Source organism: Janthinobacterium sp. P210006, assembly GCF_036231885.1.
Lineage (GTDB): Bacteria > Pseudomonadota > Gammaproteobacteria > Burkholderiales > Burkholderiaceae_D > Janthinobacterium > Janthinobacterium violaceinigrum.
Genome location: NZ_JAZARD010000001.1, coordinates 618619 through 640353, shown reverse-complemented (window position 1 = coordinate 640353; position 21735 = coordinate 618619). Strand labels below are relative to the sequence as shown.

Below are 21735 nucleotides of genomic sequence, written 5' to 3'. Positions count from 1 at the left end.
CGCCCCTTCTGACCGCCCGCCTGGGCATGGCATCCACGCATGCCCCATCACCACCAACAACAAGGAAACACGGGATGAACACGACCACCCCCAACACCCTGGGCGCCTGCTGCGCGCTCGCCGTGGCCCTCAGCTGCTCGGCCCTTGCCGGCTGCGCCAGACCGACGGCGGCGGCCACGCCGCCCGCCGAATCGCCAGTCCAGGCGCGCCATCTGGACGACGGCAGCATCGCCGTCGACAAGATGTCGCCGCTGCGCCAGCGCCTGCAGGTCGCCGCCGTGCTGGAACAGGATATCGCCACGCAGACGGATGCGCCGGGCAGCATCGAAGCCATGCCCGAAAAACTGGTGAAGATCACGCCGCCCCTGGCCGGGCGCATCACCCGATTGCAGCGGGCGCTGGGCGACAGCGTGAAGGCGGGCGAGCCCCTGTTCACGCTGGACTCGGCGGAACTGAGCGCCGCCTACGCGGACGACAGCAAAGCCAGGTCTGCCCTGCTGCAGGCGCGCCAGGAACTGGAGCGCCAGAAAACCCTGTTCGAGGCGGAAATCGCCGCGCGCAAGGAATACGAATCGGCGCAGGCCGCCTTTGCGCAAGCCAATAGCGACGCCCAGGCCAGCGCCGACAAGCTGGCCCAGTACGGCGCCAGCGCGCGCGCTTCGCGCCGCGACTACGTGCTGCGCTCGCCCATTGCCGGCACCGTGATCGCCATGGACGGCGCCCAGGGCGGCTACTGGAACGATATCAACGCGCCCGTCATGACGGTGGCCGACCTGTCCACCGTCTGGCTGTCGGCCAACGTGGCCGAGAAGGACCTGGCGCAGGTGGCCGTGGGCCAGATGGCGCGCATCAGTGTCGATGCCTGGCCAGGCAAGCACTTCGAGGGCAAGGTCGCGTACGTGGGCGCCGTGCTCGACGCGGAAACGCGCACGGTGAAGGTGCGCGTGGCCATCGACAACCGCGCCGGCACCTTCAAGCCGGGCATGTTCGCCCACGCGGGCTTTGCCGGCGCCAGCCGGCGCGCCATCGTGGTGCCGGCATCGGCCGTGCTGCAAAGCGGGCTGTCGACGCGCGTGATGGTCGAGCGCAGCCCGCTGCTGTTCACGCCGCGCACGGTGGAAGTGGGCGCCAGCCATGGCGGGCAGGTGGAAATCCTCGCCGGCCTGAAGGCGGGCGAGCGCATCGTCGTCAAGGAAGGAGTGCTGCTCAATGATTGACCGTTTCATCGCCACCTGCTGCCAGCGGCGCGGCATCGCCTGGCTGGTACTGCTGTTCGTCGCCGCCTACGGCGTGTACAGCTGGAAGCAGCTGCCCATCGAGGCGTATCCCGACATCGCCGACGTCACCTCGCAGATCGTCACGCAGGTGCCGGGCCTGGGCGCAGAGGAAATCGAACAGCAGATCACCATTCCGCTGGAACGCGCGCTGCTGGGCACGCCCGGCATGCATGTGCTGCGCACGCGCAGCCTGTTTGCGCTGTCGCTGATCACGGTGGTGTTCGAAGATGGCAGCGACGGCTACTTCACGCGCGAGCGGCTGCAGGAACGGCTCGCCAGCGTCAACCTGCCGTACGAGGCCAAGCCGGGACTCGATCCCTACACCTCACCCACGGGCGAAATCTACCGCTACACCCTGGAATCGAAAAGCCGCAGCCTGCGCGAATTGTCCGAGCTGCAGTTCTGGACCGTGATCCCGCGCCTGCAGCAGGTGCGCGGCGTGGCCGATGTGAGCAATTTCGGCGGACTCACCACGCAGTTCATGCTGGAACTCGACCCCGCAAAACTGGACAGCTACGGCTTCTCGCTGGCGCAGGTCAAGGACGCCATCAACGCCAACAATATCAGCGGCGGCGGCAGCGTCATCGACCGCGGCCAGCAATCGTATGTGGTGCGCGGCGTGGGCCTGCTGTACTCGCTCGACGACATGGGCAACGTCGTCGTCAGCAGCAAGAACGGCGTGCCCGTGCTGGTGAAGGACCTGGGCAAGCTCGCCTACGGCAACGTGGAGCGGCGCGGCATCCTCGGCAAGGACGATAACCCCGACACCATCGAAGGCATCACCCTGCTGCTGAAGGATTTCAACCCATCCGAGGCGCTGGCAGGCATCCATGCGGCCGTCGACGACCTGAATGCCAACCTGCTGCCGAAGGACGTGAAGGTCGTTCCCTACCTGGACCGCAGCTCGCTGATCGACGCCACCCTGCACACCGTGGGATTTACCCTGGGCGAAGGCATGCTGCTCGTCGCCCTGGTGCTGCTGCTGTTCCTGGGCAGTCCGCGCGCGGCGGCCATCGTCGCGCTGACGATCCCGCTGGCCCTGCTGATCGCCTTCATCTTCATGCACCACTTTAAAATTCCCGCCAACCTGCTGTCGCTGGGAGCGATCGACTTCGGCATCCTCGTCGACGGTTCCGTGGTGGTGCTGGAAAACATGCTGCGCCGCCGCGAACGGGAACAGGAACGGCCCCTGACCCTGCAGGACGCCATCGAAGCCACCCTGCAGGTGGCGCGCCCCATCATGTTCGGCATGGCCGTCATCATCGCCGCCTACCTGCCCCTGTTCGCCTTCCAGCGCATCGAATACAAGCTGTTCTCGCCCATGGCCTATGCGGTGGGCGCGGCACTCGTGGGCGCGCTGGTGGTGGCGCTGGTGCTGATACCGGGCCTGGCCTGGCTGGCCTTGCGCAAGCCGCGCCGCACCTTCCATAACCGCGTGCTGGAAAAGCTGGCGGCCGCCTATGGCCGCTTCCTCGAGCGCGCAGTGGGCAAGCGGCGCTGGGTGGCCGCCGTCTGCGCCGCCTCGCTGGCGGGGCTGGCCATCCTGGGCGGCACCATCGGGCGCGACTTCCTGCCCTATCTCGACGAAGGATCGTTATGGCTGCAGGTGCAGATGCCGCCCGGGATCACGCTGGACAAGGCTTCCGAGATGGCCAGCGAACTGCGCCGCGCCGCGCTGGAATTTCCCGAAGTGTCGACCATCGTCACGCAGACGGGGCGCAACGACGACGGCACCGATTACTGGACGCCGTCGCACATCGAGGCGAGCGTGGGGCTGCATCCGTACAAAAGCTGGAAGTCCGGCATGAGCAAGCAGCAGCTGATCGCCAGAATGAACGAGCGCTTCGCCCGCATGCCCGGCTACACGGTGGCCTTCATGCAGCCGATGATCGACGGCGTGCAGGATAAATTGTCGGGCGCGCACAGCGACCTGACGGTAAAAATCTTCGGCAACGACCTCGATGAAGTGCGCCGCATCGCCGGCAAGGTGGCCGGCGTCTTGAAAGGCGTCCCTGGCGCTTCCGACGTGGCCGTGGACGTGGAGCCGCCGCTGCCCAACCTGAAGGTGGAACTGGACAGGGCGAAGGCGGCCCGCTACGGCATCAACGCGGCCGACGTGGCCGATCTGATTTCCACCGGCATCGGCGGCGCGCCCATCGGCCAGGTCTACGTGGGCGAGAAAAGCTACGACATCTCCGTGCGCTTTCCCCCCGCACTGCGTTCCAGCCCCGACGCCGTCGCCAACCTGATGCTGACGGCCGCCAACGGCGCCAAGGTGCCGCTGGCGCAGGTGGCCAGCATCAGCACCACCTCGGGCGAAAGCGTGATCGTGCGCGAAATGGGACGGCGCCACATCATCGTGCGCCTCAATGCCCGCGGGCGCGACCTGGCCGGCTTCCTGGCCGAAGCGCGCCCGCTGGTGGCGCAAGCCGTGGCCAACGAACACCAGCGCATCAGCGTCGAATGGGGTGGCCAGTTCGAGAACCTGCAGCGCGCGCAAAGCCGGCTGGCCCTGATCCTGCCGATGACCCTGGGCGCCATGTTCCTGCTGCTGTTCGGCCAGTTCCGCAACCTGCGCCAGCCCGCGCTGGTCTTGCTGGCCGTGCCGCTGGCCATGCTGGGCGGCCTGGCCGCGCTGCACCTGCGCGGCATGACCCTGAACGTGTCGAGCGCCGTGGGCTTCATCGCCCTGTTCGGCGTGGCGGTCCTGAATGCCGTGCTGATGCTGGCGCAGATCAACCGCCTGCGCGGCGAAGAGGGAAAAAGCCTGCGCGACGCCGTGCTCGAAGGCGCGCGCGACCGCATGCGCCCCGTGCTGATGACGGCCACGGTGGCAGCTTTGGGCCTGACGCCGGCCATGCTGGCCACGGGCCTGGGCAGCGACGTGCAGCGCCCGCTGGCCACGGTGGTGGTAGGCGGCCTGGTGACGGCCACGGCGCTCACCCTGCTGCTGCTGCCGGCCCTGTATTACCTGATCGAGGCGTATGTAGCAAAGCGCCCGACGCAAACGGAAGGAACGACTCATGACACGATTTAATTGCATCCTGGCGGCCTGCCTGCTGGCGCCCTGTGCCGCCGCCGCCCCCCTGACCTTCGAGACCTACCTGTCCGCCGTGGAGAGCAACAGCCTGGAACTGCAGGCGCAGCAGCAGGGCATCGTCTCGGCCAAGGCGGGCATCGGCATCGCCGGCCTGCGTCCCGATCCCGAGTTCACCCTGGGCGCCACGCGCGAGACGGTGCGCAGCGTCGAGCACCGTCCCGTCACGTGGAACCCGGCCATCAGCATGGCCATCGAGACGGGCGGCAAGCGCGCCGCGCGCCTGAAAGCGGCGCACAGCAATATCGCGCTGGCCGAGGAAACGGTGGCCGGCTTCAGGAGCGAACTGTATGGCACGGCCGCGGCAGCGTTCACGGAAGCGTGCCGCACGCGCGAAGTGGCCGCGCGCAAGCAGCAGACCATGGCGGCCCTGTCGAAAGTGGTGGAAGCGAATACGGTGCGGCGCAAGGCGGGCGACGTGGGCGGCATCGAGCTGCTGCAGTCGCGCGTGGAACGCGACCAGTTCCAGGCCGAACTGGCGCAGGCGCGCAGCGAGGCCGACAGCGCCATGCTGAACCTGTCGCCGCCGCTGGGGCGCCCGTTCGACGCCCTGTTCCCGCAGGCGCAGCTGGCCTGCGATTTCAGCGTGGTGGACGGCGGCGACGCCAGCACCCTCGTGCCGCTGGCGCTCGACGCCCGCAGCGACGTGCGCATCGCCCGCGCCACGCTGGACAATCTGCGCGACGGCGCGGCGCTCGTGCGCGCCAACCGCTCCGTCGACCCCACCGTCACGCTGGGCCTTGCCGCCGCGCGCGGCTACCATGACGGTATCGATGGCAGCGGCAATCCCGTCGATGGCGCGGCCCGCTCGCGCGTGCTGTCCGTTTCGCTGGCCATCCCCATCCCCCTGTCGCGGCGCGACAAGGGCGACGTGGTGCAGGCCGAAGCGGGTGTCACGCAGGCGATGCTGGCCTTGCGCCAGGCGGAACTGCAGGCGGAAACGCAAGTGCGCACGGCGCAGCAGCAGCTGCGCGCGGCGCAGGAGCGGCTGGCGCGCTACCGCGACGGCGTGCTGGTCGATGCGCAAAAGGTGGTCGATGGCATGCGCCTATCCTACTTCAGCGGCAATGCCTCGCTGCTGGAATGGCTGGCGGCGCAGCGTTCGGCCGATGAAGCCTACCAGGGCTATGTGCAGGCGCGCGCCGATGCGGCCATCGCCAGCACGCAGCTGCAACTGGCCATCGGCCGGCGGCCGACGTTATAGCAAGGGGAAAGCAAGTACGAGGCGGGGCCGGCGCGGCCATGCCGCACCGGTCAGGAAGAGCGGGGAATTACTGCGGCTGCGCGGGAGCGTCGCCGTCGGCGGCAGCATCGGCGTCAACGTCGGCGTCGTCCGCTTCCGGCTCATCGCCCTCGACGCCGTCGGCCGGCTTGGGATTGTTTTTCGCTTCCAGCTTGCGCCTGGCTTTTTCCTCGGCTTTCTTCTTCTTTTCCAGCTCTTTTTGCCGTTTTTCGTATTGGAAATTTGTCTTGGCCATTTACTACCTCTTTAGTTTTTAGATGTTACAGATAAGCACATAAGGCACATTATGACGTAGTTGGGCCAAACACCAAATGTTTAGCCTCGCGGATGATGCTGCGCATGCAGCAGTTTCAGCCGTTCGCGGGCCACATGCGTGTAAATCTGCGTGGTGGAAATATCGGAGTGCCCCAGTAACAATTGCACAACACGCAAGTCTGCTCCATGGTTGAGCAAATGAGTGGCGAACGCGTGGCGCAGCGTGTGCGGCGACAGCGGCGCCGTGATGCCGGCGCTCAGCGCATGCTTCTTGATCACGACCCAGAACATTTGCCGCGTCATGGCGCCGCCGCGCCGCGTGACGAACAGCGCATCGTCCATCTGGCCGTCGAGGATGACGCCGCGCGCTTCCTTCAGGTAGCGCTCGATCCACAGGCGCGCCTGTTCGCCGAACGGCACCAGGCGCGTCTTGCTGCCCTTGCCCGTGATGCGCAGCACGCCGTCGTTCAGGCTCAGCTCCACGGATTTCAAGTCCACCAGTTCCGACACGCGCAAGCCGCTCGCATACATGAGTTCGAGCATGGTGCGCTCGCGCAGGCCCAGCGGCGTGCTCACGTCGGGTGCCGCCAGCAGCGCCTCCACCTGCGCTTCGCTCAAGGTATGCACGAAGCGCGCGGGCTGCTTGGCCGACACCATCTTCAGGCAGGGGTCGGCCGCGATATGCTTGTGCCGCAAGGCCAGCTGGTAAAAACGCTTGAGCACGGACAGGCGCCGGTTCGACGAAGTCGCCTTGCTCTCGTCGTGGCGGGCCGCGAAATACGCTTCGATATCGGCCGTGGACACGTCGTACAGGCCCTCGCGTCCGGGCCGGTTCACTTCCAGCCAGCGCGCAAACAAGCGCATGTCGCGCCGGTAGGCGTCCAGCGAGTTTTTCGACAGGCCGTCTTCCAGCCACAGGCTGTCGCAGAATTCATCGATCAGGGTGGCGTTATCGGGCGCCAGCAGGCTGTTCATCATCGTGCCGACCACCGCATGCCCTCGACGCCTTCGTGCGCCAGCAGCCAGCGCTTGACGCCCAGGTGAAAGCCCGTGGCGTCGTCGTGGTGGGAAAAACCGCCCAGGCCGCCGGCAGCCGTGACGCGGTGGCACGGGATCACCAGCGGGAACCAGTTGGCGCCGCAAGCCTGGCCCACGGCGCGCGGCGCCGAACCGATGAAGCGCGCCACGTCGCCATACGTGCGCACCTGGCCGCGCGGGATCTGCGCGATGGCAGCCCAGACCTTGTGCTGGAAGGCGCTGCCCTGCGCGGCCAGGGGCAGGTCGAACGGCGCATCGGGGTCGCGGAAATAGCGCGCCAGCTGCGCGCACGCCAGTGCGGAGACGGCATCCTGCGCGTCTTTTTCCGCAAAGTGCGGCGGCAGGTAGACCAGTTCGCGCAGCTGGCCGTCCTGCGTGCGCACGCCCATGGCGCCGAACGGCGCGGCCACGATGGCGCTGAACAGTTCACTGCCCTGTTGTTTTTTCATCTGCTGATCATTATTCAAGTGTGGCATATATGCAACCTGCCGGCGCCGGAGACGGCGCCACGGCGATTATGCACCGACTTTGGGCGTGCCGGCGGACGTTTCCGGGACACGAAAAAAAAGCGCACCAGTCGGTGCGCTTCAAATATTGCTTCACGTTCCCGGTCGTTTGGGTCCGCCGGTGCCGGCTTGTGGCCGCAGACAGCTATGACTCAACAACTTCTGTGAAACGTGTGTCTCCTCAATATATCCCCGGTATCAATACCGTTTTTATAGACCACTCCCCCACCAACCTTGTTACCAATTCTGTATGTCAGCCTTGCTACCAGGGCGTATATGCTTATACGTGTTTCCCCGTAAGGCCGCCCATCATAGCGCATTTATTCGGCAGGATCGACTTTTTTTGCACCATGACGGGGACAGTTATTTTAGTTGTAAATTAAATTTGGCAGCCACAGCGAGATTTGTGGTACGTAGGTGATCAGCACGAGGAAGCCCAGCATCGTCAGCAGCCACGGCATCACGGCCACGGTCAGTTCGGAAATGCCCATCTTCGTGATGCCGGAAGCCACGTACAGGTTCAAGCCCACGGGCGGATGGCACATGCCCACCTCCATGTTGACCACGATCAAGATACCAAAGTGCACGGGATCGATGCCCAGCTTCATGGCGACGGGGAACAGGATGGGTGCCATGATCAGCACGATCGACGACGGCTCCATGACGTTACCCGCCAACAACAGCAGCACGTTGACCACCAGCAGGAAGCTGATCACGCCCAGGCCCTTGCCCGTGATCCATTCGGCCATCGCCTGCGGGATGTTTTCGCTGGTCATCAGGAACGAGAACAGCACGGCATTCGTGATGATGTAGAGCAGCATCGCCGACATGGCGGCCGAGTCGAGCAAGACCTTGCCCACTTGCTTGATCTTCAGGTCCTTGTAGACGAAGACGGCGATGATGAAGGCATACACGGCAGCCATGGCGGCCGCTTCCGTGGGCGTGAACGCGCCCGAATAGATGCCGCCCATGACGATGACGATCAAGAGCAGGCCCCAGGCGCTCTTCTTGAACGTGACGAAGCGCTCGCCCCAGCTGGCCTTCTGCATGCGGGGATAGTTATGCTTGCGCGCCAAAAACCACGTGGTCAGGCCCAGCAGCATGGCCAGCATCATGCCGGGAATCACGCCCGCCATGAACAGCTTGCCCACAGACGTATTCGTGCTGACGGAATACATCACCATCACGATCGATGGCGGTATCAAAATGCCCAGCGCGCCCGAGGTGGTGATGACGCCGGCGCCGAAACCGCGCGGATAGCCCTGCTTGACCATGGCCGGCAGGATGATGGAACCGATCGCCACCACGGTGGCGGGGCTGGAGCCGGAGACGGCGGCAAACAGCGCGCACGCCATCACGCCGGCCAGCGCCAGGCCGCCGTGCCAGTGGCCCACCATGGAGCTGGCGAAGTTGATCATGCGCCGCGCCACCCCGCCATGCGTGAGGAAGTTGCCCGCCAGGATGAAGAACGGGATGGCCATGATTTCGAATTTCTCGATGCCCGTGAAAATCTTCAGGGCCACCGATTCGATGGGCACGCTGGTCATGGTGAACAGGAACGTGAGTACCGTCAGGCCAAGCGAAATGGAAATCGGCATGCCGGTCAGCATCAGCGCCAGCAGCAATACAAAAATAATCAGCGCGTTCATGCCTTGGCTCCTTTTTCTTCGGCCGTCAATTCATCGTCCAGGCCCTCGACATGCGAGTGGTCGTGTTTGGGCAAGGCGCCCGTCTTGATGAAATGCACCATCACCTGCAGGAAGCGGAAGCACATCAGGTAGGAACCCAGCGGCACGGCCAGGTAGACCAGCCACATCGGGATTTCCATGTCGGCCGAGGTCTGGTCCGTGTGGCCGATCGACCACACGAAACTGGCGCCCAAGGTTCCCACGATGCCCGTAAACAGGGCGCCGGCGGCCAGGCCGAAGACGATGAAGCGGTCGCGCCAGCGGGGGTTCATGCGGTTGATCAAGACGTCGACGCCCACGTGGATGCCCGTGCGCACGCCGTAGGCGGCGCCGAACTTGGCCATCCAGACGAACATGTAGATGCACAGTTCCTGGGCCCAGCTGGTGTTGATTTGAATCAGGAAGTCCTGCACGACGGGAATCGGCAGGCCGGCCAGGTAGCGGTGCACGACCGCGACGAAGATGATGAAGGTGGCGGCGCCCATCAGGGACGCGATCAGCCACTCTTCCAGGTGATCCAGAAATTTCATGGTGGACTTTCAAAGAATGCGGATGCACGCACTCCCGCGCAGGACGCGCAGGAGCCGTTCGAACGGACTGGCAGGGATGGCCTGCCTGCCGCGCCAGGCGGCGCGGCGCTACAGCCAGCGGCTTACTTCGCGCTTTCCTTGTTGATGGCCGAGATCAGGTCCTTGCCGATGCGCGCTTCCATGGCTTTCTGCACGGGCGCCAGCGCCTTGCGCCATTCGGCCTGTTCCTGCACCGTCAGGGTATAGATCTGCGTCCTGCCCGCTTTCTTGATGGCCTCGAGGGCCTGGTCATTGTCGCGCTGGGCGATGGCTTTTTCGAACGTGGTCGCTTCGCGCATGGCTTTTTCCAGCTGGGCGCGGATTTCGGGCGGCAAGCCATCCCAGAATTTCTTGTTGACGATGACGGCATAGCCCAGGTAGCCGTGGTTCGACACGGTCACGTGCTTTTGCACCTCATGCATCTTTTGCGTGTACATATTCGATGGCGGATTTTCCGTGCCGTCGACCACGCCCGTCTGCAGCGCCTGATACACTTCAGAGAAGGCCAGCACCTGCGGGTTGGCGCCCAGCGCGCGCATCTGCGCGTCGAGCACCTTGGACGACTGGATGCGCATTTTCAGGCCCTTGAAGTCGGCCGGCGTATGCAGCGGCTTGTTGGCCGACATCACCTTGAAGCCGTTGTCCCAGTAGGCCAGGCCCGTGATACCCTTGGGTTCCAGTTTCTTCAGCAGGCTCTTGCCGATTTCGCCTTCGGTGACGTTGTACAGCGCCGTCTTGGTGGGGAAGATGTAGGGCAGGTCGAACGCTTCGAATTCCTTCACGCCCAGGGGACCGAACTTGGCCAGCGACGGCGCCAGCATCTGCACGGCGCCCAGCTGCAGGGCTTCGAGTTCTTCCTTGTCCTTGTACAGCTGGCTGTTCGGGTAGAGTTCGACCTTCACCTTGCCGTTCGTGGCTTTTTCGGCCAGCTGCTTGAAGCGTTCGGCGGCCTGGCCTTTCGGCGTGTCGGTGGCCACGACGTGGCTGAATTTGATGACGATGGGCGCTTGCGCGTAGGCGTGGACGCCGGCGGTGGCGCCGATGGCGGCGCACAGCGCGACGAACAGGGTTTTCATAGGCGGCAGTTGCATTTTTTGTCTCCTGAGTGGTTTTTTAAAAAACTTTATTTTTTGTCTATTTGGATATTGTGCCAAAGAAACTACTGCGGCTATTGTGGTTAACCACAATAGCCGGCTCCCGATAAGCCGCTACCCTGCCAGCCATGCCGACTTCCCCCACCTTTGCGCGCCGCTTCAAGCTATCGAGTCCGATGCGCTGGCTGCTGCCCGTCATCCTGCTGCTGCTGTTCCTGTCCATCCTGTTCTGGCTGCCCTGGCAGGCGCGCCAGATGGAAAGCAACGAACGCCAGGAACAATTGATCGCCGACACCCTGTGGGTCGAGCAGACCATCCGCTTCCAGCTGGCGCGCAACGAGGAAAGCCTGTTCAACCTGGGCGTGGACATCGCCAGCGCCTCGCTGGGCGCGGAAAAAGTGCACGAACGGCTGCAGCAGATGCTGCGCAACGGGCGCGAACTGCAGCGCGTGCTGTGGCTCGACACCAGCGGCAAGGTGCTGGCGACCAGCGACAACAGCCTGCCGCATGCGCTGTCGTTTTCGCCGGCCTCGCTGACGGCCGCCGACAATGCGCGCCGCCTGCACCGGGGCCAGTACGCCCAGCCTTCGCAGCAGAGCGGCTTTCCCGACGCGCCGCCCGGCGCCATGCTGATGGATTACCACCAGCCCCTGTTCGATGGCCAGCGCTATGTGGGCAGCCTGGTGGCCACCTACCAGATCAGCAGCCTGCTCGATGAAATGGTGCCGTGGTGGTTTGCCCAGGATAACCAGATTTCGCTGATCGACCGCGACGACAAGGTGCTGGCGCGGCGCGCCGCGGCCGGTCCCGGCCACGGCGTGTACACGCACAAGCGCGCGCTCGACGTGCCCGGCGCCACCATCACCCTGTTTACCGACAGCGTGAAAAGCCAGCCCAAGCTGCTGCCCAATCTGCTGGTCGGTTCCGTCATCGCCCTGTCGCTGGGGCTGCTGTGGAGTTTGCTGGCCCTGTGGCGGCATATTTCGCGCCGCCTGGTGGCAGAAGGCGCGCTGCGCCAGCAGATGCTGTTTCGCACGGCGATGGAAAACTCGCTGGTGACGGGCATGCGCGCGCGCGACCTGGAAGGCCGCGTCACCTATGTCAATCCCGCGTTCTGCCAGATCGTCGGCTATCCGCCCGAGGAAATCCTGGGGCGTCTGCCGCCCATGCCCTACTGGGTGCCCGAGGCGCTGGAAGAATACCAGCAGCGCTTCGTCAAGGCGCTGGCCGGCAATCCCACGCCGCAGTTCGAAACCTATTTCCAGCGCCCGGACGGCACGCGCGTGCCCGTGCTGATCTTCGAGGCGCCGCTGGTGGACAAGAACGGCCAGCAGACGGGCTGGATGGGTTCCGTGCTCGACATCTCGGACCGCAAGCGGGTCGAGGAACTGAATCGCCAGCAGCAGGAAAAGCTGCAAACGAGTTCGCGCCTGGCCACCATGGGCGAGCTGGCGTCGATGCTGGCGCATGAATTGAATCAGCCGCTGGCGGCCATTTCCAGCTACACGACGGGCGCGCTGAACCTGATCCGCCGCGCCATCGACAGCGGCGCCCCCGTCGAGCCGAACACCCTGAAGCCGGCGCTGGAACAGGCCAGCGCGCAGGCGCAGCGGGCCGGCCAGATCATCCGCAGCGTGCACGACTTCGTGCGCAAGAGCGAACCGCAGCGCCAGGATATCGCCATCCGCACCCTGATCGACGGCATCCGTGCGCTGATCGACCTGCAGGCGCGCAAATACTACGTCACCATCCAGGAAGAGCTGCCGGCGGACCTGCCGCTGCTGCGCGCCGATCCCGTGATGATCGAGCAAGTGCTGCTGAACCTGACCCGCAACGCCATCGAGGCCATGCAGGATGCGGCACCGGGACGGCGTATCATGCGCCTGCGGGCCAGCCACGACGCGCAGCAGGGCATGGTGACGGTGGACGTGATCGACCATGGCCATGGCATTCCCCAGGACGTGGCCGAGCGGCTGTTTTCGCCGTTTTTCTCGACCAAGTCCGAAGGCATGGGCATGGGCCTGAACATCTGCCGCACCGCCATCGAATTTCACGGCGGCGCGCTGACCTTCAGCGCCAACCCCGTTGGCGGTACTATCTTTACATTCAGCGTGCCGGCTGCGCCGCGCGCGCCGCACTAAGCGACAACAACGACAAGCCGGAGACACCATGCTACACATCATTGACGACGAAGAGGTCGTGCGCGATTCCCTGTCCTGGCTGGCCGCCTCGCGCAGCATCGAGGCGCGCAACTACGCCAGCGCCCAGCAATTCCTCGACAGCCTGGACGGCAGCTTCGACGCCGCCGGCGACTGCGTGCTGCTCGACGTGCGCATGCCCGACATGAACGGCATCGCCCTGTTCGACCAGCTGGTCAAGCGCGACCTGACGGCGCGCCTGCCCGTGATTTTCCTCACCGGCCACGGCGACGTGCCGATGGCCGTCGACAGCCTGAAACGGGGCGCCTTCGATTTCTTTGAAAAGCCGTTCAACGACAACGACCTGATGGACCGCGTGCAGCAGGGACTGGCCAACTCGCGCCAGGCAGGCGAACTGGCCGCCGTGCACGCGCGCCTGGCCACCCTGTCGACGCGCGAGCGCGAAGTGCTGGACCTGATTCTGGCGGGGAAGATGAACAAGGTGGTGGCCGACAAGCTGGGCATCAGCATGCGCACCGTGGAAGTCCACCGCGCGCATATCTTCGACAAGATGCAGGTCAAGACGGCGGTGGAGCTGGCGGGGTTGTTGAAGTAGGCTGAAATCTGGGGTCAGACCCCCAATGCCGCTGGCGTCAAGCTCGGTGCCAACGCATCCGGGGGTCTGACCCCGGCCTTAATCAGTCATCATGATGCTCGTGGTGCTCCGCCGCCCCATGCTTCCAGTAGCTGGCCACGTGCAAATGCTGTTTCGGCACGCCCGCTTCAATGAAATGCCCGCGCAAGCCCTGTACCTGCGCATGCTCGCACGCCACCCACACGTAGCCGTCGCCGTCCTGCGGCAAGGCCACCTTCGCCAGTTCCGCCAGCAGCAAGGCGCCGCTGCGGCCATTGCGCGCTACCCAGTGCACGTCCAGCTGCGCCGCGCTGTCCAGCGCGACCTGCTCGCCGTCTTCGACGATGTCGATCACGGCAATCGCGCGCGCCGTGGCCGGCAGCTGCTCCAGGCGGCGGGCGATGGCCGGCAAGGCCGTCTGGTCACCCACCAGCACATACCAGTCGAAATCGAGCGGCACCAGCATCGAGCCGCGCGGGCCGCCCACGCCCAGGGTCTGGCCGGGCGCCGCTTGCGCCGCCCAGCTGGCCGCGGGACCGTCGCCATGCAGCACGAAGTCGATTTCCAGCTCGCGCCGCGCGGCGTCGTAGCGGCGCGGCGTGTAGTTGCGGGCGATGGGGCGCGCCCCTTCCGCGTACTGGATCGGGTTGGCGCCATTGCCCAGCACGGGGAACACGGGGCTGGCCTGGCCCGGGGCGGGGAAGAACAGCTTCACGTGGTCGTCGTGCGCGGGAGAGACAAAGCCTTCGAGGTCGTCGCCGGCCAGGGTGATGCGGCGCATGTGCGGCGTCAGCTGCTCCGTGCGCACGACGGTGAGCACGCGCAGTTTCAAGTCATGGCGCACGCGCTCGATGGCATGCGGACGTGGTGCTGCAGGTGATGCTGGTGGGGCGGTAGTCATTGCTTGTCCTTGTAAATTGGGCTCAGTGGCTGTCGACGATGGCGTTGGCCGCCTGTTCCAGCACGGCCGATACGCGCTCGGCTTCCGCTTCGCTCCAGTTGGTCTTGTTCAGCAAGAGCGCATGCTTGAGGGTGTGCATGGCCTGGCGCACGCGTTCGGGCAAGGCGTTGCGCGCCTGGACGCGGGCGAACATGTCGAGGCGGGCCAGGATGCCGTCCACCTGGGCGCGGTTCTCGTCGAGGTAGGCGCGGCCCAGGTCAGTGATCGTGTAGAGCTTCTTGCCGCTGGCGCTTTCGCCTGACGTGACGTAGTCCTGCTCTTCCAGCAAGGTCAGGGTCGGATACACGGCGCCCGGGCTGGGGGCATACGCGCCGCCGCAACGCTCTTCGATGGCCTTGATGATTTCATAGCCGTGACGGGGGCTGATTTCGATCAGCGCCAGCACGATCAGCGGCAGGTCGCCGCGGCCGAAGACGCGCTCGGCCCGTTCGCCGCGCCCGCCCCGGCCACCGGGGCCGCCATGGCCCATGCCGTCGCCGCGCTCGTCGAAGCCGCGCGGGCCGCGGCCGTGCAGATAGTAATCGCTGCGGTGCTCATGGCGGTGTTCGTGGCGCTGCTCGCCGTGATGGTGGTGCTGCTGGCCGCAATGGCCGTGATGGTGGTGGTGGCCGCCGTGGCCGTGTTCTGCGTGGTGTGAGTTTCTCATGTTTTCTCTTTAAAGATATATCGTTAGTAGGTATCGCCATTTTATAACGATATATCGATAAGTCAAGGAGAAATTTGTTATGCTCGCGGTTCGCCAATCGACACGCCCCTGCCATGCCCGACAAAACCACCGCTGACAAAATGTATGTGAAAAATGCCCAGGCCCTGGCCGTGCTCAATGACGGCGGTGAGCACGCCGCCCTGCTGGCGCAGCTACCGGCCGGGCGGCGGGTGGATGAAGGAGACAGCGCGGACTGGATATTGCTGTTCGCGCGCAGCCGCGCGGAACTGGAGCAGCACCTGCCGGCGGCGCGGGCGCGCCTGGCGCCCGGCGGCGCGCTGTGGGTGGCGTACCGCAAGGGCGGCGTGAAGGCGGGCAGCGACATCCACCGCGACGATATCCGCGGCTTTGCGCAAACATTGAGGCTCGACAGCGTGGCCATGATCGCCATCGACGCCGACTGGTCGGCGCTGCGCCTGAAACAGGCTTGAGAGGGTTTTAAGCGATGCCGTGCAGGGCCAGCGCCCATTCGACGTGTTCGCGCACGATGGCCGACGGGTGCGCGCGGCGCGACAGCAGGGCCGCGACGATGTCGGCCTGCCCCCTGGCCTTGGCGGCCGCATTGCCCATGCCGACGGCCAGGTTGCGCAGCCAGCGTTCGTGGCCGATGCGGCGGATCGCGCTGCCTTCCATGCGGCGGTTGAATTCCTCTTCCGTCCAGGCGAACAGTTCCACCATGCCGGCGCTGCCCAGGCGATGGCGCTCGTCGAAGTCGGGCACCACGGCGCGCTGGGCGAACTTGTTCCACGGGCAGACGGTCTGGCAATCGTCGCAGCCGTACACCTTGTTGCCGATCAAGGGGCGCATTTCGACGGGAATGGCGCCCTTCAATTCGATGGTCAGGTAGGAGATGCAGCGGCGCGCGTCGAGCTGGTACGGCCCCAGGATCGCCTGCGTGGGGCACACCGTGATGCATGCCGAGCACTGGCCGCAGCGCGGCGTTTCCGGCGCATCGACGGGCAGCGGCACGTCGACCAGGATCTCGCCGAGGAAGAAGAAGGAGCCGCCCTGGCGGTTGATCAGCAAGGTGTGCTTGCCGCGCCAGCCCAGCCCTCCCTTTTGCGCCAGTTCCACTTCCATCACGGGCGCCGAATCGCTGAAGACGCGGTAGCCGAAGTCGCCGATCTCGCCGCGGATAAGCTCGGCCAGCTGCTGCAGGCGCGAACGCATCACCTTGTGATAGTCGCGGCCCCGCGCATACACGGAGATCACGGCCGCCGCGGGGTCGGCGTCGCGCGCCGCCTCGTGCGCGCGCCAGTCGGGACCCAGCGCCGGCGGCAGGTAGTTCATACGCGCGCTGATGGCGCGCACCGTGCCCGGCACCAGTTCGGCGGGGCGCGCACGCTTCATGCCGTGGCTGGCCATGTAGTCCATTTCGCCGTGGTACCCTGCATCGAGCCAGGCCTGCAAGGGCGCCTCCATGTGCGACAGGTCGACATCGGCGATGCGCACCTCGGCAAAACCCAGCTCGCGTCCCCATTGCTTGATGGAGCGCGCCAGGGAGGCAAGATCGGTGGCGGTGGCGGACATAGGGGGCTTTACGGAGAACGGCGGGGGCGCGGGCGGTTACAATGGCATGAGCCTCTATTTTATGCGATATCACTCACACCAAGCGACAATGACCGAACACTTCACCGCCCACCTCCACGACGAAGCCGGCACGGCCGCGCTGGGCGCCGCGCTGGCGCGCGCACTGGCGCCCGGCCTGGCGATCTACCTGCACGGCGACCTGGGCGCCGGCAAGACGGCCCTCACGCGCGCCCTGCTGCACGCGGCCGGCCATGCGGGCCACGTGAAAAGCCCCACGTATACCCTGTCCGAACCGTACACGGTGCAACTCGATGGCCAGAGCGTCAACGTCATCCACTTCGACCTGTACCGCATGGGCAGTGCCGAGGAATTTCTCGACGCGGGTTTTCGCGAAGACTTCAACGGCCACAATATCTGCATCGTCGAATGGCCGGAGAAAGCCGAACCGGTGCTGCCGCCGGCCGACCTGAATGTTTATTTGAACGTTGCGGGTACAGGACGTGATGTAGAATTGCAAGCGTCTTCTGAATTGGGTCTGTCATGCCTTCACCGTCTCAAATTCGCCCCGAACCTTTGATCTCCTCGCCCATCACCCGGCGCACGGTACTCAAGGCCGGCGGCACCCTGCTGTTGTCCGTGTTCGCGCCCATGTCGGCGATGGCGGCGCAAATTCTCGCCGTGCGCGTCTGGCCGGCCGAGGACTACACCCGCGTCACCCTGGAAAACGACAGCATCCTCAAGGCGACCCACTTCATCGTCAAGGACCCGGAACGCCTGGTGGTCGACATCGAAGGGCTGGAACTCAATCCCACCCTGAAAGGCCTGGTGGCGAAGATCCAGTCGAACGACCCGTACATCAAGCAGGTGCGCGTGGGCCAGAACCGGCCCAACGTGGTGCGCCTGGTGTTCGACCTGAAAGAGGAAGTCACGCCGCAGCTGTTTACCCTGCCGCCGGCCGGCTCCTACAACCACCGCCTGATCTTCGACCTGTATCCCGTGCACGAGCCGGACCTGATCGCGCAGATGATCGAAAAGGGCGACTGGTCGAGCGATCCGGCCAAGCCGCCCATGGCCGGCACGCATACGCCGCCGCCCGCGCTGCCCCTGCCCGACAGCGGCAAGCCGCCCGTGGCCGCCGTGGCGCCGCCGGTAGCGCCCATCGTGCCGCCCGTGCCCGATATCCGTCCGGAACAGCGCCCCGAGGCGCGCCCGCTGCCGGGCCAGAAAGTGGTGCGCATGATTACCATCGCGCTCGACCCCGGCCACGGCGGCGAAGACCCGGGCGCCATGGGCAGCCGTGGCAGCCGCGAAAAAGACGTGGTGCTGGCCATCGCCAAGCGCCTCAAGACCAAGCTGGAACTGCAGCCGAACATGCGCGTCATGCTCACGCGCGACGCCGATTTCTTCGTCCCGCTGGGCATGCGCGTGGAAAAGGCGCGCAAGGTGCAGGCCGACCTGTTCGTCTCGATCCACGCCGACGCGTTCATCCAGCCGACGGCGCGCGGCTCGTCCGTCTTCGTGCTGTCCGAAAAGGGCGCCACCTCGACGGCCGCGCGCTGGCTGGCCAACAAGGAAAACCAGGCCGACCTGATCGGCGGCGTCAACGTGAAGAACCACGACAAGCAGCTAGCCAGCGTGCTGCTCGACCTGTCGACGACGGCGCAGATCAATGACAGCATGAAGCTGGGCAAGGCCGTGCTGCGCGAGATCGGCGGCATCAACCGCCTGCACAAGGGCTCCGTCGAGCAGGCCGGCTTCGCCGTGCTGAAAGCGCCCGACATCCCCTCCATCCTGATCGAGACGGCCTTCATCTCGAATCCGGAAGAAGAAGCCAAGCTGACCGACAACGGCTACCAGGACCAGATGGCCGACGCCATCGTCACGGGCATCAAGAATTACTTTGCCAAGAATCCGCCGCTGGCGAAAAGCCGTTTGACCTGACAGGGACACCCGCATGAGCAAGAGCACTTTTGGCCAACTGCCGGCCGTGACCATCCGTGCCGCCGATGGCGCGCAGGCCACCGTCACCCTGTACGGCGGCCACCTGGTCTCGTGGCAGACCAGCGATGGCCGGGAACGCCTGTTCTGCAGCCGGGAATCAAGCCTCGACGGCAGCCGCGCCATCCGCGGCGGCGTGCCCGTAATCTTTCCCCAGTTCGGCGCGCGCGGCACGGGCATGCGCCACGGCTTTGCGCGCGTGGCCACCTGGCAGCTGGAATCGACGGGCGAGGCCGATGGCGCCGCATGGGCGCAATTTGCGCTGACCCAGGCCGACTTGCCGGAAGCGATCGCCGCCACCTGGCCCTGGGCCTTCACCCTGCGCCTGCGCGTGGCCGTCAAGGCACAGGCGCTGGAACTGCGTCTGTCCGTGCACAACACGGGCGGGCAGGCGTTTCCATTCTCGGCCGCCCTGCACAGCTATTTTGCGATCGATCAGTTGAGCGAGGCGCGCGTGGGAGGCTTGCAGCGCGTGCGCTATTCGGACGAGACGCCGCAGGATGCCCTGCAAGCGGAAGAATTCCTGCAATTTGACGACAAGCTGGACCGCATCTACTACCAGTTGCCGGGCGCCCTGAGCCTGCAGTCCGGCGGCCACACCTTGCGCCTGGAGCAGCAGGGCTTTACGGATGCCGTCGTGTGGAACCCGGGCGCGCAGGATGCGGCCGCCCTGCCCGACCTGGCCGATGACGAACAGCCGCGCTTCATCTGCATCGAGCCGGCGCTGATCCAGCCCGATACGCTGGCTGCCGGCGCCGAGTGGACCGGTCGCCAGCACCTTGAATTTACCTAGGAGTGACTGAACAAGTCCAGGGCTAGGCGCCTCGCCGAAGGCAGTACGCCTGTACGACGCGGCGGGGTAACAACGCCATGGGCTCTTCTCGGGCGCGCTTAATTTGATTCCTTGATGATGCGGCCATTCGCAGGCTGGATCGGACGCGCATTCAAGGGATACAGGCGGCTGAACAGCGCCATCTGCGCGGGCGACGCCTGCACCGGCTGCTTCATCACCATCCACAGCACGCCTTCGCTGCAAGGCGGCTCCGTCATCGATCCCATGTAGGTGTAGTAATCGCGCCGCGCCGGCAGCATTTCGGCCGGGTCGAGCAGGATGGTGGGATGCATGGTCTCGAATTTTTCCAGCGGCAGGTTGTTCCACACGGTCTGGATGGTCGCTTGCGGCGTGCCCCGCTCCAGCAGCAGCGCCAGCACGGCTTGCCGGCCTTCCGCGTCGCGGTGCACCAGGTGCACCACCATCTCGAACGCCTTGCCATTGATGCGCTCTTCGGACGGGCGGTGGAAATGGAATTGCTGCAGCTCGAACATGCGGTTCTGCACCGTGATGTAATTGCCGCCGCTGACCCCCACCTGCACCGTGTGGCCATTGTCGACCACGTTGAACGAGGACGGGTGGTAGTCAAAGCTGATCTGCTCGAGCTCCACCTTCATGCCGTCGCGGATATCGATGGGCGACTGGCGGCTGCCATTGCCGCACTTGGCCCAGTCCACATTGATCTTGCTCCAGTTGGCGGGACCGCTGTCGCCTTCGTACGACCAGTGCGTACCGCGCGGCACGGGTGGTGGCGGCGGTGGCGCGGCCTTCACGACGGCGGCGCGCTTGGCGCGGGCGGCGGCGCGGGCCGCCTGGGTGGCGCGCATTTCCGCCAGGCGCGCCGCGATGCGTTCGGACAGGTCGACTTCGGCCGCTTCTTCCTTCTCGCGCGCCGTGGGCGCGACGACGACAGGCGCCTTGGCCTCCTTGCCCTTGACCGATTCGGTCAGGGTTTTCATGGCGGCCGCGCGCGCCGACGCCGACATGGGCGCACTCGCCGGTGCGGATGCGGTGGCGCTCGCCGCAGCAGGGGCATCTTTGGCGCTTGCCATGGCCGCCATCGCGGCAAGGCTGCAAGCTAACAGGGCGCTCAAATGTCGCATGGAAATCCAGAAAGTGAGAATACCCTCTGGTTTACGGCTGGAAAGCAACAAAACTTGAATCAGCGCGGGAGGAAAACGGAAACAGCGGGGAGAACAAGCGGATCCGGGGCCCGCTGCGGACTGTGCCGCAGCGCGCTTGCCCCGGATCGATAGGGCATCAGGCCGACTTGCCGACCATGCGCTTGTAGAGTTTCCACAAGCCGCCCAGTACCACGGGCACGACGGCGGCGCCGACACCGATCAGCACGATCAAGGTCAGGTGGTCGCGGATCCACGGGATATTGCCGAAGAAGTAGCCCGCCGTCACCAGGCCCACCACCCACAGCAGGGCGCCCGTCACGTTGTACATCTGGAAGCGCGCATGCGTCATGTCGGAAATGCCGGCCACGAACGGGGCAAAGGTGCGCACCACCGGCACGAAGCGGGCCAGGATGATGGTCTTGCCGCCATGCTTTTCAAAGAACTCATGCGTACGCCGCATGGCATCCTTGTTGATCCAGCGGTAATCGTGGGTAAACACCCTTTGCCCGATGGCCTCGCCTATCCAGTAATTGAGCGTATTGCCCGTGACGGCGGCCGTCACCAGCAAGGCAATCAGCAAGCCCAGGTGCATTTGTCCCGTCGCGCAAAACGCGCCGGCGATGAACAGCAGGGTATCCCCAGGGAAGAAAAACAGGACCACGAGGCCTGTCTCGCAAAAAATAATGGCAAACAGCACCGCATACACGAGGGTACCGTACTGCTCGATCAAGAGACCCAGCGTCTTGTCGACATGCACGATCATGTCGAGGAATTGCACAAAATCCATATATTTTTCCCTAAAGGTAGCGGCGGAATCATACACCACCGGACCGGCGCAACGGCAGTCCCCGGCCCGATATTTCAGGATTAATTATGCCGCGCCCGTGCGCGTGTGGCATTTTAAGGAAAGGTTAAGGAAATCCGCCCGCCAACTTGCTCAGGCCCGTTTCCCGGCCGGCCTACGCGCTTCGGCCCACGCAATGTTTTTCCACCGAAATATTGCCATTCCGGTATACACTTTCTGACCGGCGCAACCCGCGCCGAC

21 protein-coding genes are annotated in these 21735 nt (G+C 65.1%); 10 read left to right on the top strand and 11 right to left on the bottom strand.

Annotated elements, in window-relative coordinates; all coding sequences use genetic code 11:
* Window positions 1–74: 74 nt before the first annotated feature.
* The 3 genes from VPH41_RS02880 to VPH41_RS02870 are packed head-to-tail and all read left to right on the top strand — an operon-like array spanning window position 75 to window position 5578.
* Complete coding sequence (locus VPH41_RS02880) at window positions 75–1217, top strand: efflux RND transporter periplasmic adaptor subunit (RefSeq protein ID WP_328568896.1); 1143 nt, start codon at window positions 75–77, stop codon at window positions 1215–1217.
* Complete coding sequence (locus tag VPH41_RS02875) at window positions 1210–4314, top strand: efflux RND transporter permease subunit (protein WP_328568895.1); 3105 nt, start codon at window positions 1210–1212, stop codon at window positions 4312–4314. The genes VPH41_RS02880 and VPH41_RS02875 overlap by 8 nt, the downstream gene beginning before the upstream one ends.
* Window positions 4301–5578, top strand: a complete 1278-nt coding sequence (locus tag VPH41_RS02870; protein ID WP_328568894.1) for a TolC family protein — start codon at window positions 4301–4303, stop codon at window positions 5576–5578. Before VPH41_RS02875 ends, VPH41_RS02870 begins: the two co-directional genes overlap by 14 nt.
* A gap of 67 nt (window positions 5579–5645) precedes the next feature.
* On the opposite strand, the gene VPH41_RS02865 is transcribed toward VPH41_RS02870, so the two are convergent.
* The 6 genes from VPH41_RS02865 to VPH41_RS02840 all read right to left on the bottom strand — a co-directional run bounded on the left by VPH41_RS02865 (window position 5646) and on the right by VPH41_RS02840 (window position 10749).
* On the bottom strand, window positions 5646–5852 hold the full coding sequence (locus tag VPH41_RS02865; RefSeq protein WP_328568893.1) for a hypothetical protein: 207 nt from the start codon (window positions 5850–5852) through the stop codon (window positions 5646–5648).
* Window positions 5853–5932: 80 nt separating this feature from the next.
* A complete protein-coding gene (xerD, locus tag VPH41_RS02860) occupies window positions 5933–6850 on the bottom strand; it encodes a site-specific tyrosine recombinase XerD (RefSeq protein ID WP_226941581.1) in 918 nt (305 codons plus the stop codon).
* A complete protein-coding gene (locus VPH41_RS02855) occupies window positions 6847–7359 on the bottom strand; it encodes a methylated-DNA--[protein]-cysteine S-methyltransferase (RefSeq protein WP_328568892.1) in 513 nt (170 codons plus the stop codon). Before VPH41_RS02855 ends, xerD begins: the two co-directional genes overlap by 4 nt.
* 425 nt (window positions 7360–7784) lie before the next feature.
* Window positions 7785–9065: a TRAP transporter large permease gene (locus tag VPH41_RS02850; RefSeq protein ID WP_099666605.1), complete on the bottom strand. Its 1281-nt coding sequence runs from the start codon at window positions 9063–9065 to the stop codon at window positions 7785–7787.
* A complete protein-coding gene (locus VPH41_RS02845; RefSeq protein WP_152256639.1) occupies window positions 9062–9634 on the bottom strand; it encodes a TRAP transporter small permease in 573 nt (190 codons plus the stop codon). The genes VPH41_RS02850 and VPH41_RS02845 overlap by 4 nt, the downstream gene beginning before the upstream one ends.
* 122 nt (window positions 9635–9756) lie before the next feature.
* Window positions 9757–10749 (bottom strand): TRAP transporter substrate-binding protein, encoded by a 993-nt coding sequence (locus VPH41_RS02840; protein WP_328569608.1) that lies wholly within the window; start codon window positions 10747–10749, stop codon window positions 9757–9759.
* Window positions 10750–10895: 146 nt separating this feature from the next.
* Here VPH41_RS02840 and VPH41_RS02835 point away from each other — a divergent pair, with 146 nt between their 5' ends.
* Both VPH41_RS02835 and VPH41_RS02830 read left to right on the top strand, forming a co-directional pair.
* Window positions 10896–12908: a sensor histidine kinase gene (locus VPH41_RS02835; protein ID WP_328568891.1), complete on the top strand. Its 2013-nt coding sequence runs from the start codon at window positions 10896–10898 to the stop codon at window positions 12906–12908.
* Between the two features lie 28 nt (window positions 12909–12936).
* Entirely contained in the window at window positions 12937–13521 is a 585-nt protein-coding gene (locus VPH41_RS02830) for a response regulator transcription factor (RefSeq protein WP_034780029.1), read from the top strand.
* 82 nt (window positions 13522–13603) lie between these two features.
* Here VPH41_RS02830 and VPH41_RS02825 read toward each other — a convergent pair whose 3' ends face one another.
* Complete coding sequence (locus VPH41_RS02825) at window positions 13604–14440, bottom strand: siderophore-interacting protein (protein ID WP_328568890.1); 837 nt, start codon at window positions 14438–14440, stop codon at window positions 13604–13606.
* 22 nt (window positions 14441–14462) lie between these two features.
* Window positions 14463–15146 carry a PadR family transcriptional regulator gene (locus VPH41_RS02820; RefSeq protein ID WP_152285005.1) on the bottom strand — a complete coding sequence of 228 codons (684 nt, stop codon included), beginning with the start codon at window positions 15144–15146 and terminating at the stop codon, window positions 14463–14465.
* A gap of 113 nt (window positions 15147–15259) precedes the next feature.
* Here VPH41_RS02820 and VPH41_RS02815 point away from each other — a divergent pair, with 113 nt between their 5' ends.
* The gene (locus tag VPH41_RS02815) at window positions 15260–15637 is read left to right on the top strand and encodes a DUF3052 family protein (RefSeq protein ID WP_328568889.1); all 378 of its coding nucleotides are present in this window, start codon (window positions 15260–15262) and stop codon (window positions 15635–15637) included.
* 7 nt (window positions 15638–15644) lie between these two features.
* Here VPH41_RS02815 and queG read toward each other — a convergent pair whose 3' ends face one another.
* Entirely contained in the window at window positions 15645–16736 is a 1092-nt protein-coding gene (gene queG, locus VPH41_RS02810) for a tRNA epoxyqueuosine(34) reductase QueG (protein WP_152256635.1), read from the bottom strand.
* An 88-nt stretch (window positions 16737–16824) separates the two neighbouring features.
* On the opposite strand from queG, the gene tsaE reads away from it, so the two are divergent.
* Genes tsaE through VPH41_RS02795 form a run of 3 tightly spaced genes read left to right on the top strand, consistent with a single transcriptional unit; the run spans window position 16825 to window position 19527 of the window.
* A complete protein-coding gene (gene tsaE / locus VPH41_RS02805; protein ID WP_152285008.1) occupies window positions 16825–17313 on the top strand; it encodes a tRNA (adenosine(37)-N6)-threonylcarbamoyltransferase complex ATPase subunit type 1 TsaE in 489 nt (162 codons plus the stop codon).
* Window positions 17277–18677: an N-acetylmuramoyl-L-alanine amidase gene (locus VPH41_RS02800; RefSeq protein ID WP_152285009.1), complete on the top strand. Its 1401-nt coding sequence runs from the start codon at window positions 17277–17279 to the stop codon at window positions 18675–18677. The genes tsaE and VPH41_RS02800 overlap by 37 nt, the downstream gene beginning before the upstream one ends.
* A 13-nt stretch (window positions 18678–18690) precedes the next feature.
* Complete coding sequence (locus tag VPH41_RS02795; RefSeq protein WP_328568888.1) at window positions 18691–19527, top strand: D-hexose-6-phosphate mutarotase; 837 nt, start codon at window positions 18691–18693, stop codon at window positions 19525–19527.
* A 98-nt stretch (window positions 19528–19625) separates the two neighbouring features.
* Here VPH41_RS02795 and VPH41_RS02790 read toward each other — a convergent pair whose 3' ends face one another.
* Window positions 19626–20525, bottom strand: coding sequence for a carbonic anhydrase (locus VPH41_RS02790; protein WP_226941583.1), 900 nt, complete (start codon window positions 20523–20525; stop codon window positions 19626–19628).
* On the opposite strand from VPH41_RS02790, the gene VPH41_RS02785 reads away from it, so the two are divergent.
* The gene (locus VPH41_RS02785) at window positions 20524–20727 is read left to right on the top strand and encodes a hypothetical protein (protein ID WP_328568887.1); all 204 of its coding nucleotides are present in this window, start codon (window positions 20524–20526) and stop codon (window positions 20725–20727) included. The two genes, VPH41_RS02790 and VPH41_RS02785, sit on opposite strands and share 2 nt — an antisense overlap.
* Before the next feature lie 99 nt (window positions 20728–20826).
* Here VPH41_RS02785 and VPH41_RS02780 read toward each other — a convergent pair whose 3' ends face one another.
* Complete coding sequence (locus tag VPH41_RS02780) at window positions 20827–21477, bottom strand: VTT domain-containing protein (protein WP_070223029.1); 651 nt, start codon at window positions 21475–21477, stop codon at window positions 20827–20829.
* Between the last annotated feature and the right edge of the window lie 258 nt (window positions 21478–21735).

Coding starts and splice junctions, on each gene's coding strand:
- VPH41_RS02790 (WP_226941583.1), bottom strand. CDS start 20,525: ATGAAAACCCTGACCGAATCGGTCAAGGGCAAGGAGGCCAAGGCGCCT.
- VPH41_RS02865 (WP_328568893.1), bottom strand. CDS start 5,852: ATGGCCAAGACAAATTTCCAATACGAAAAACGGCAAAAAGAGCTGGAA.
- VPH41_RS02850 (WP_099666605.1), bottom strand. CDS start 9,065: ATGAACGCGCTGATTATTTTTGTATTGCTGCTGGCGCTGATGCTGACC.
- tsaE (WP_152285008.1), top strand. CDS start 16,825: ATGACCGAACACTTCACCGCCCACCTCCACGACGAAGCCGGCACGGCC.
- VPH41_RS02880 (WP_328568896.1), top strand. CDS start 75: ATGAACACGACCACCCCCAACACCCTGGGCGCCTGCTGCGCGCTCGCC.
- VPH41_RS02840 (WP_328569608.1), bottom strand. CDS start 10,749: ATGAAAACCCTGTTCGTCGCGCTGTGCGCCGCCATCGGCGCCACCGCC.
- VPH41_RS02830 (WP_034780029.1), top strand. CDS start 12,937: ATGCTACACATCATTGACGACGAAGAGGTCGTGCGCGATTCCCTGTCC.
- VPH41_RS02780 (WP_070223029.1), bottom strand. CDS start 21,477: ATGGATTTTGTGCAATTCCTCGACATGATCGTGCATGTCGACAAGACG.
- xerD (WP_226941581.1), bottom strand. CDS start 6,850: ATGATGAACAGCCTGCTGGCGCCCGATAACGCCACCCTGATCGATGAA.
- queG (WP_152256635.1), bottom strand. CDS start 16,736: ATGTCCGCCACCGCCACCGATCTTGCCTCCCTGGCGCGCTCCATCAAG.
- VPH41_RS02855 (WP_328568892.1), bottom strand. CDS start 7,359: ATGAAAAAACAACAGGGCAGTGAACTGTTCAGCGCCATCGTGGCCGCG.
- VPH41_RS02875 (WP_328568895.1), top strand. CDS start 1,210: ATGATTGACCGTTTCATCGCCACCTGCTGCCAGCGGCGCGGCATCGCC.
- VPH41_RS02845 (WP_152256639.1), bottom strand. CDS start 9,634: ATGAAATTTCTGGATCACCTGGAAGAGTGGCTGATCGCGTCCCTGATG.
- VPH41_RS02815 (WP_328568889.1), top strand. CDS start 15,260: ATGCCCGACAAAACCACCGCTGACAAAATGTATGTGAAAAATGCCCAG.
- VPH41_RS02795 (WP_328568888.1), top strand. CDS start 18,691: ATGAGCAAGAGCACTTTTGGCCAACTGCCGGCCGTGACCATCCGTGCC.
- VPH41_RS02835 (WP_328568891.1), top strand. CDS start 10,896: ATGCCGACTTCCCCCACCTTTGCGCGCCGCTTCAAGCTATCGAGTCCG.
- VPH41_RS02825 (WP_328568890.1), bottom strand. CDS start 14,440: ATGACTACCGCCCCACCAGCATCACCTGCAGCACCACGTCCGCATGCC.
- VPH41_RS02870 (WP_328568894.1), top strand. CDS start 4,301: ATGACACGATTTAATTGCATCCTGGCGGCCTGCCTGCTGGCGCCCTGT.
- VPH41_RS02800 (WP_152285009.1), top strand. CDS start 17,277: ATGCCTTCACCGTCTCAAATTCGCCCCGAACCTTTGATCTCCTCGCCC.
- VPH41_RS02785 (WP_328568887.1), top strand. CDS start 20,524: ATGGCGGCCGCGCGCGCCGACGCCGACATGGGCGCACTCGCCGGTGCG.
- VPH41_RS02820 (WP_152285005.1), bottom strand. CDS start 15,146: ATGAGAAACTCACACCACGCAGAACACGGCCACGGCGGCCACCACCAC.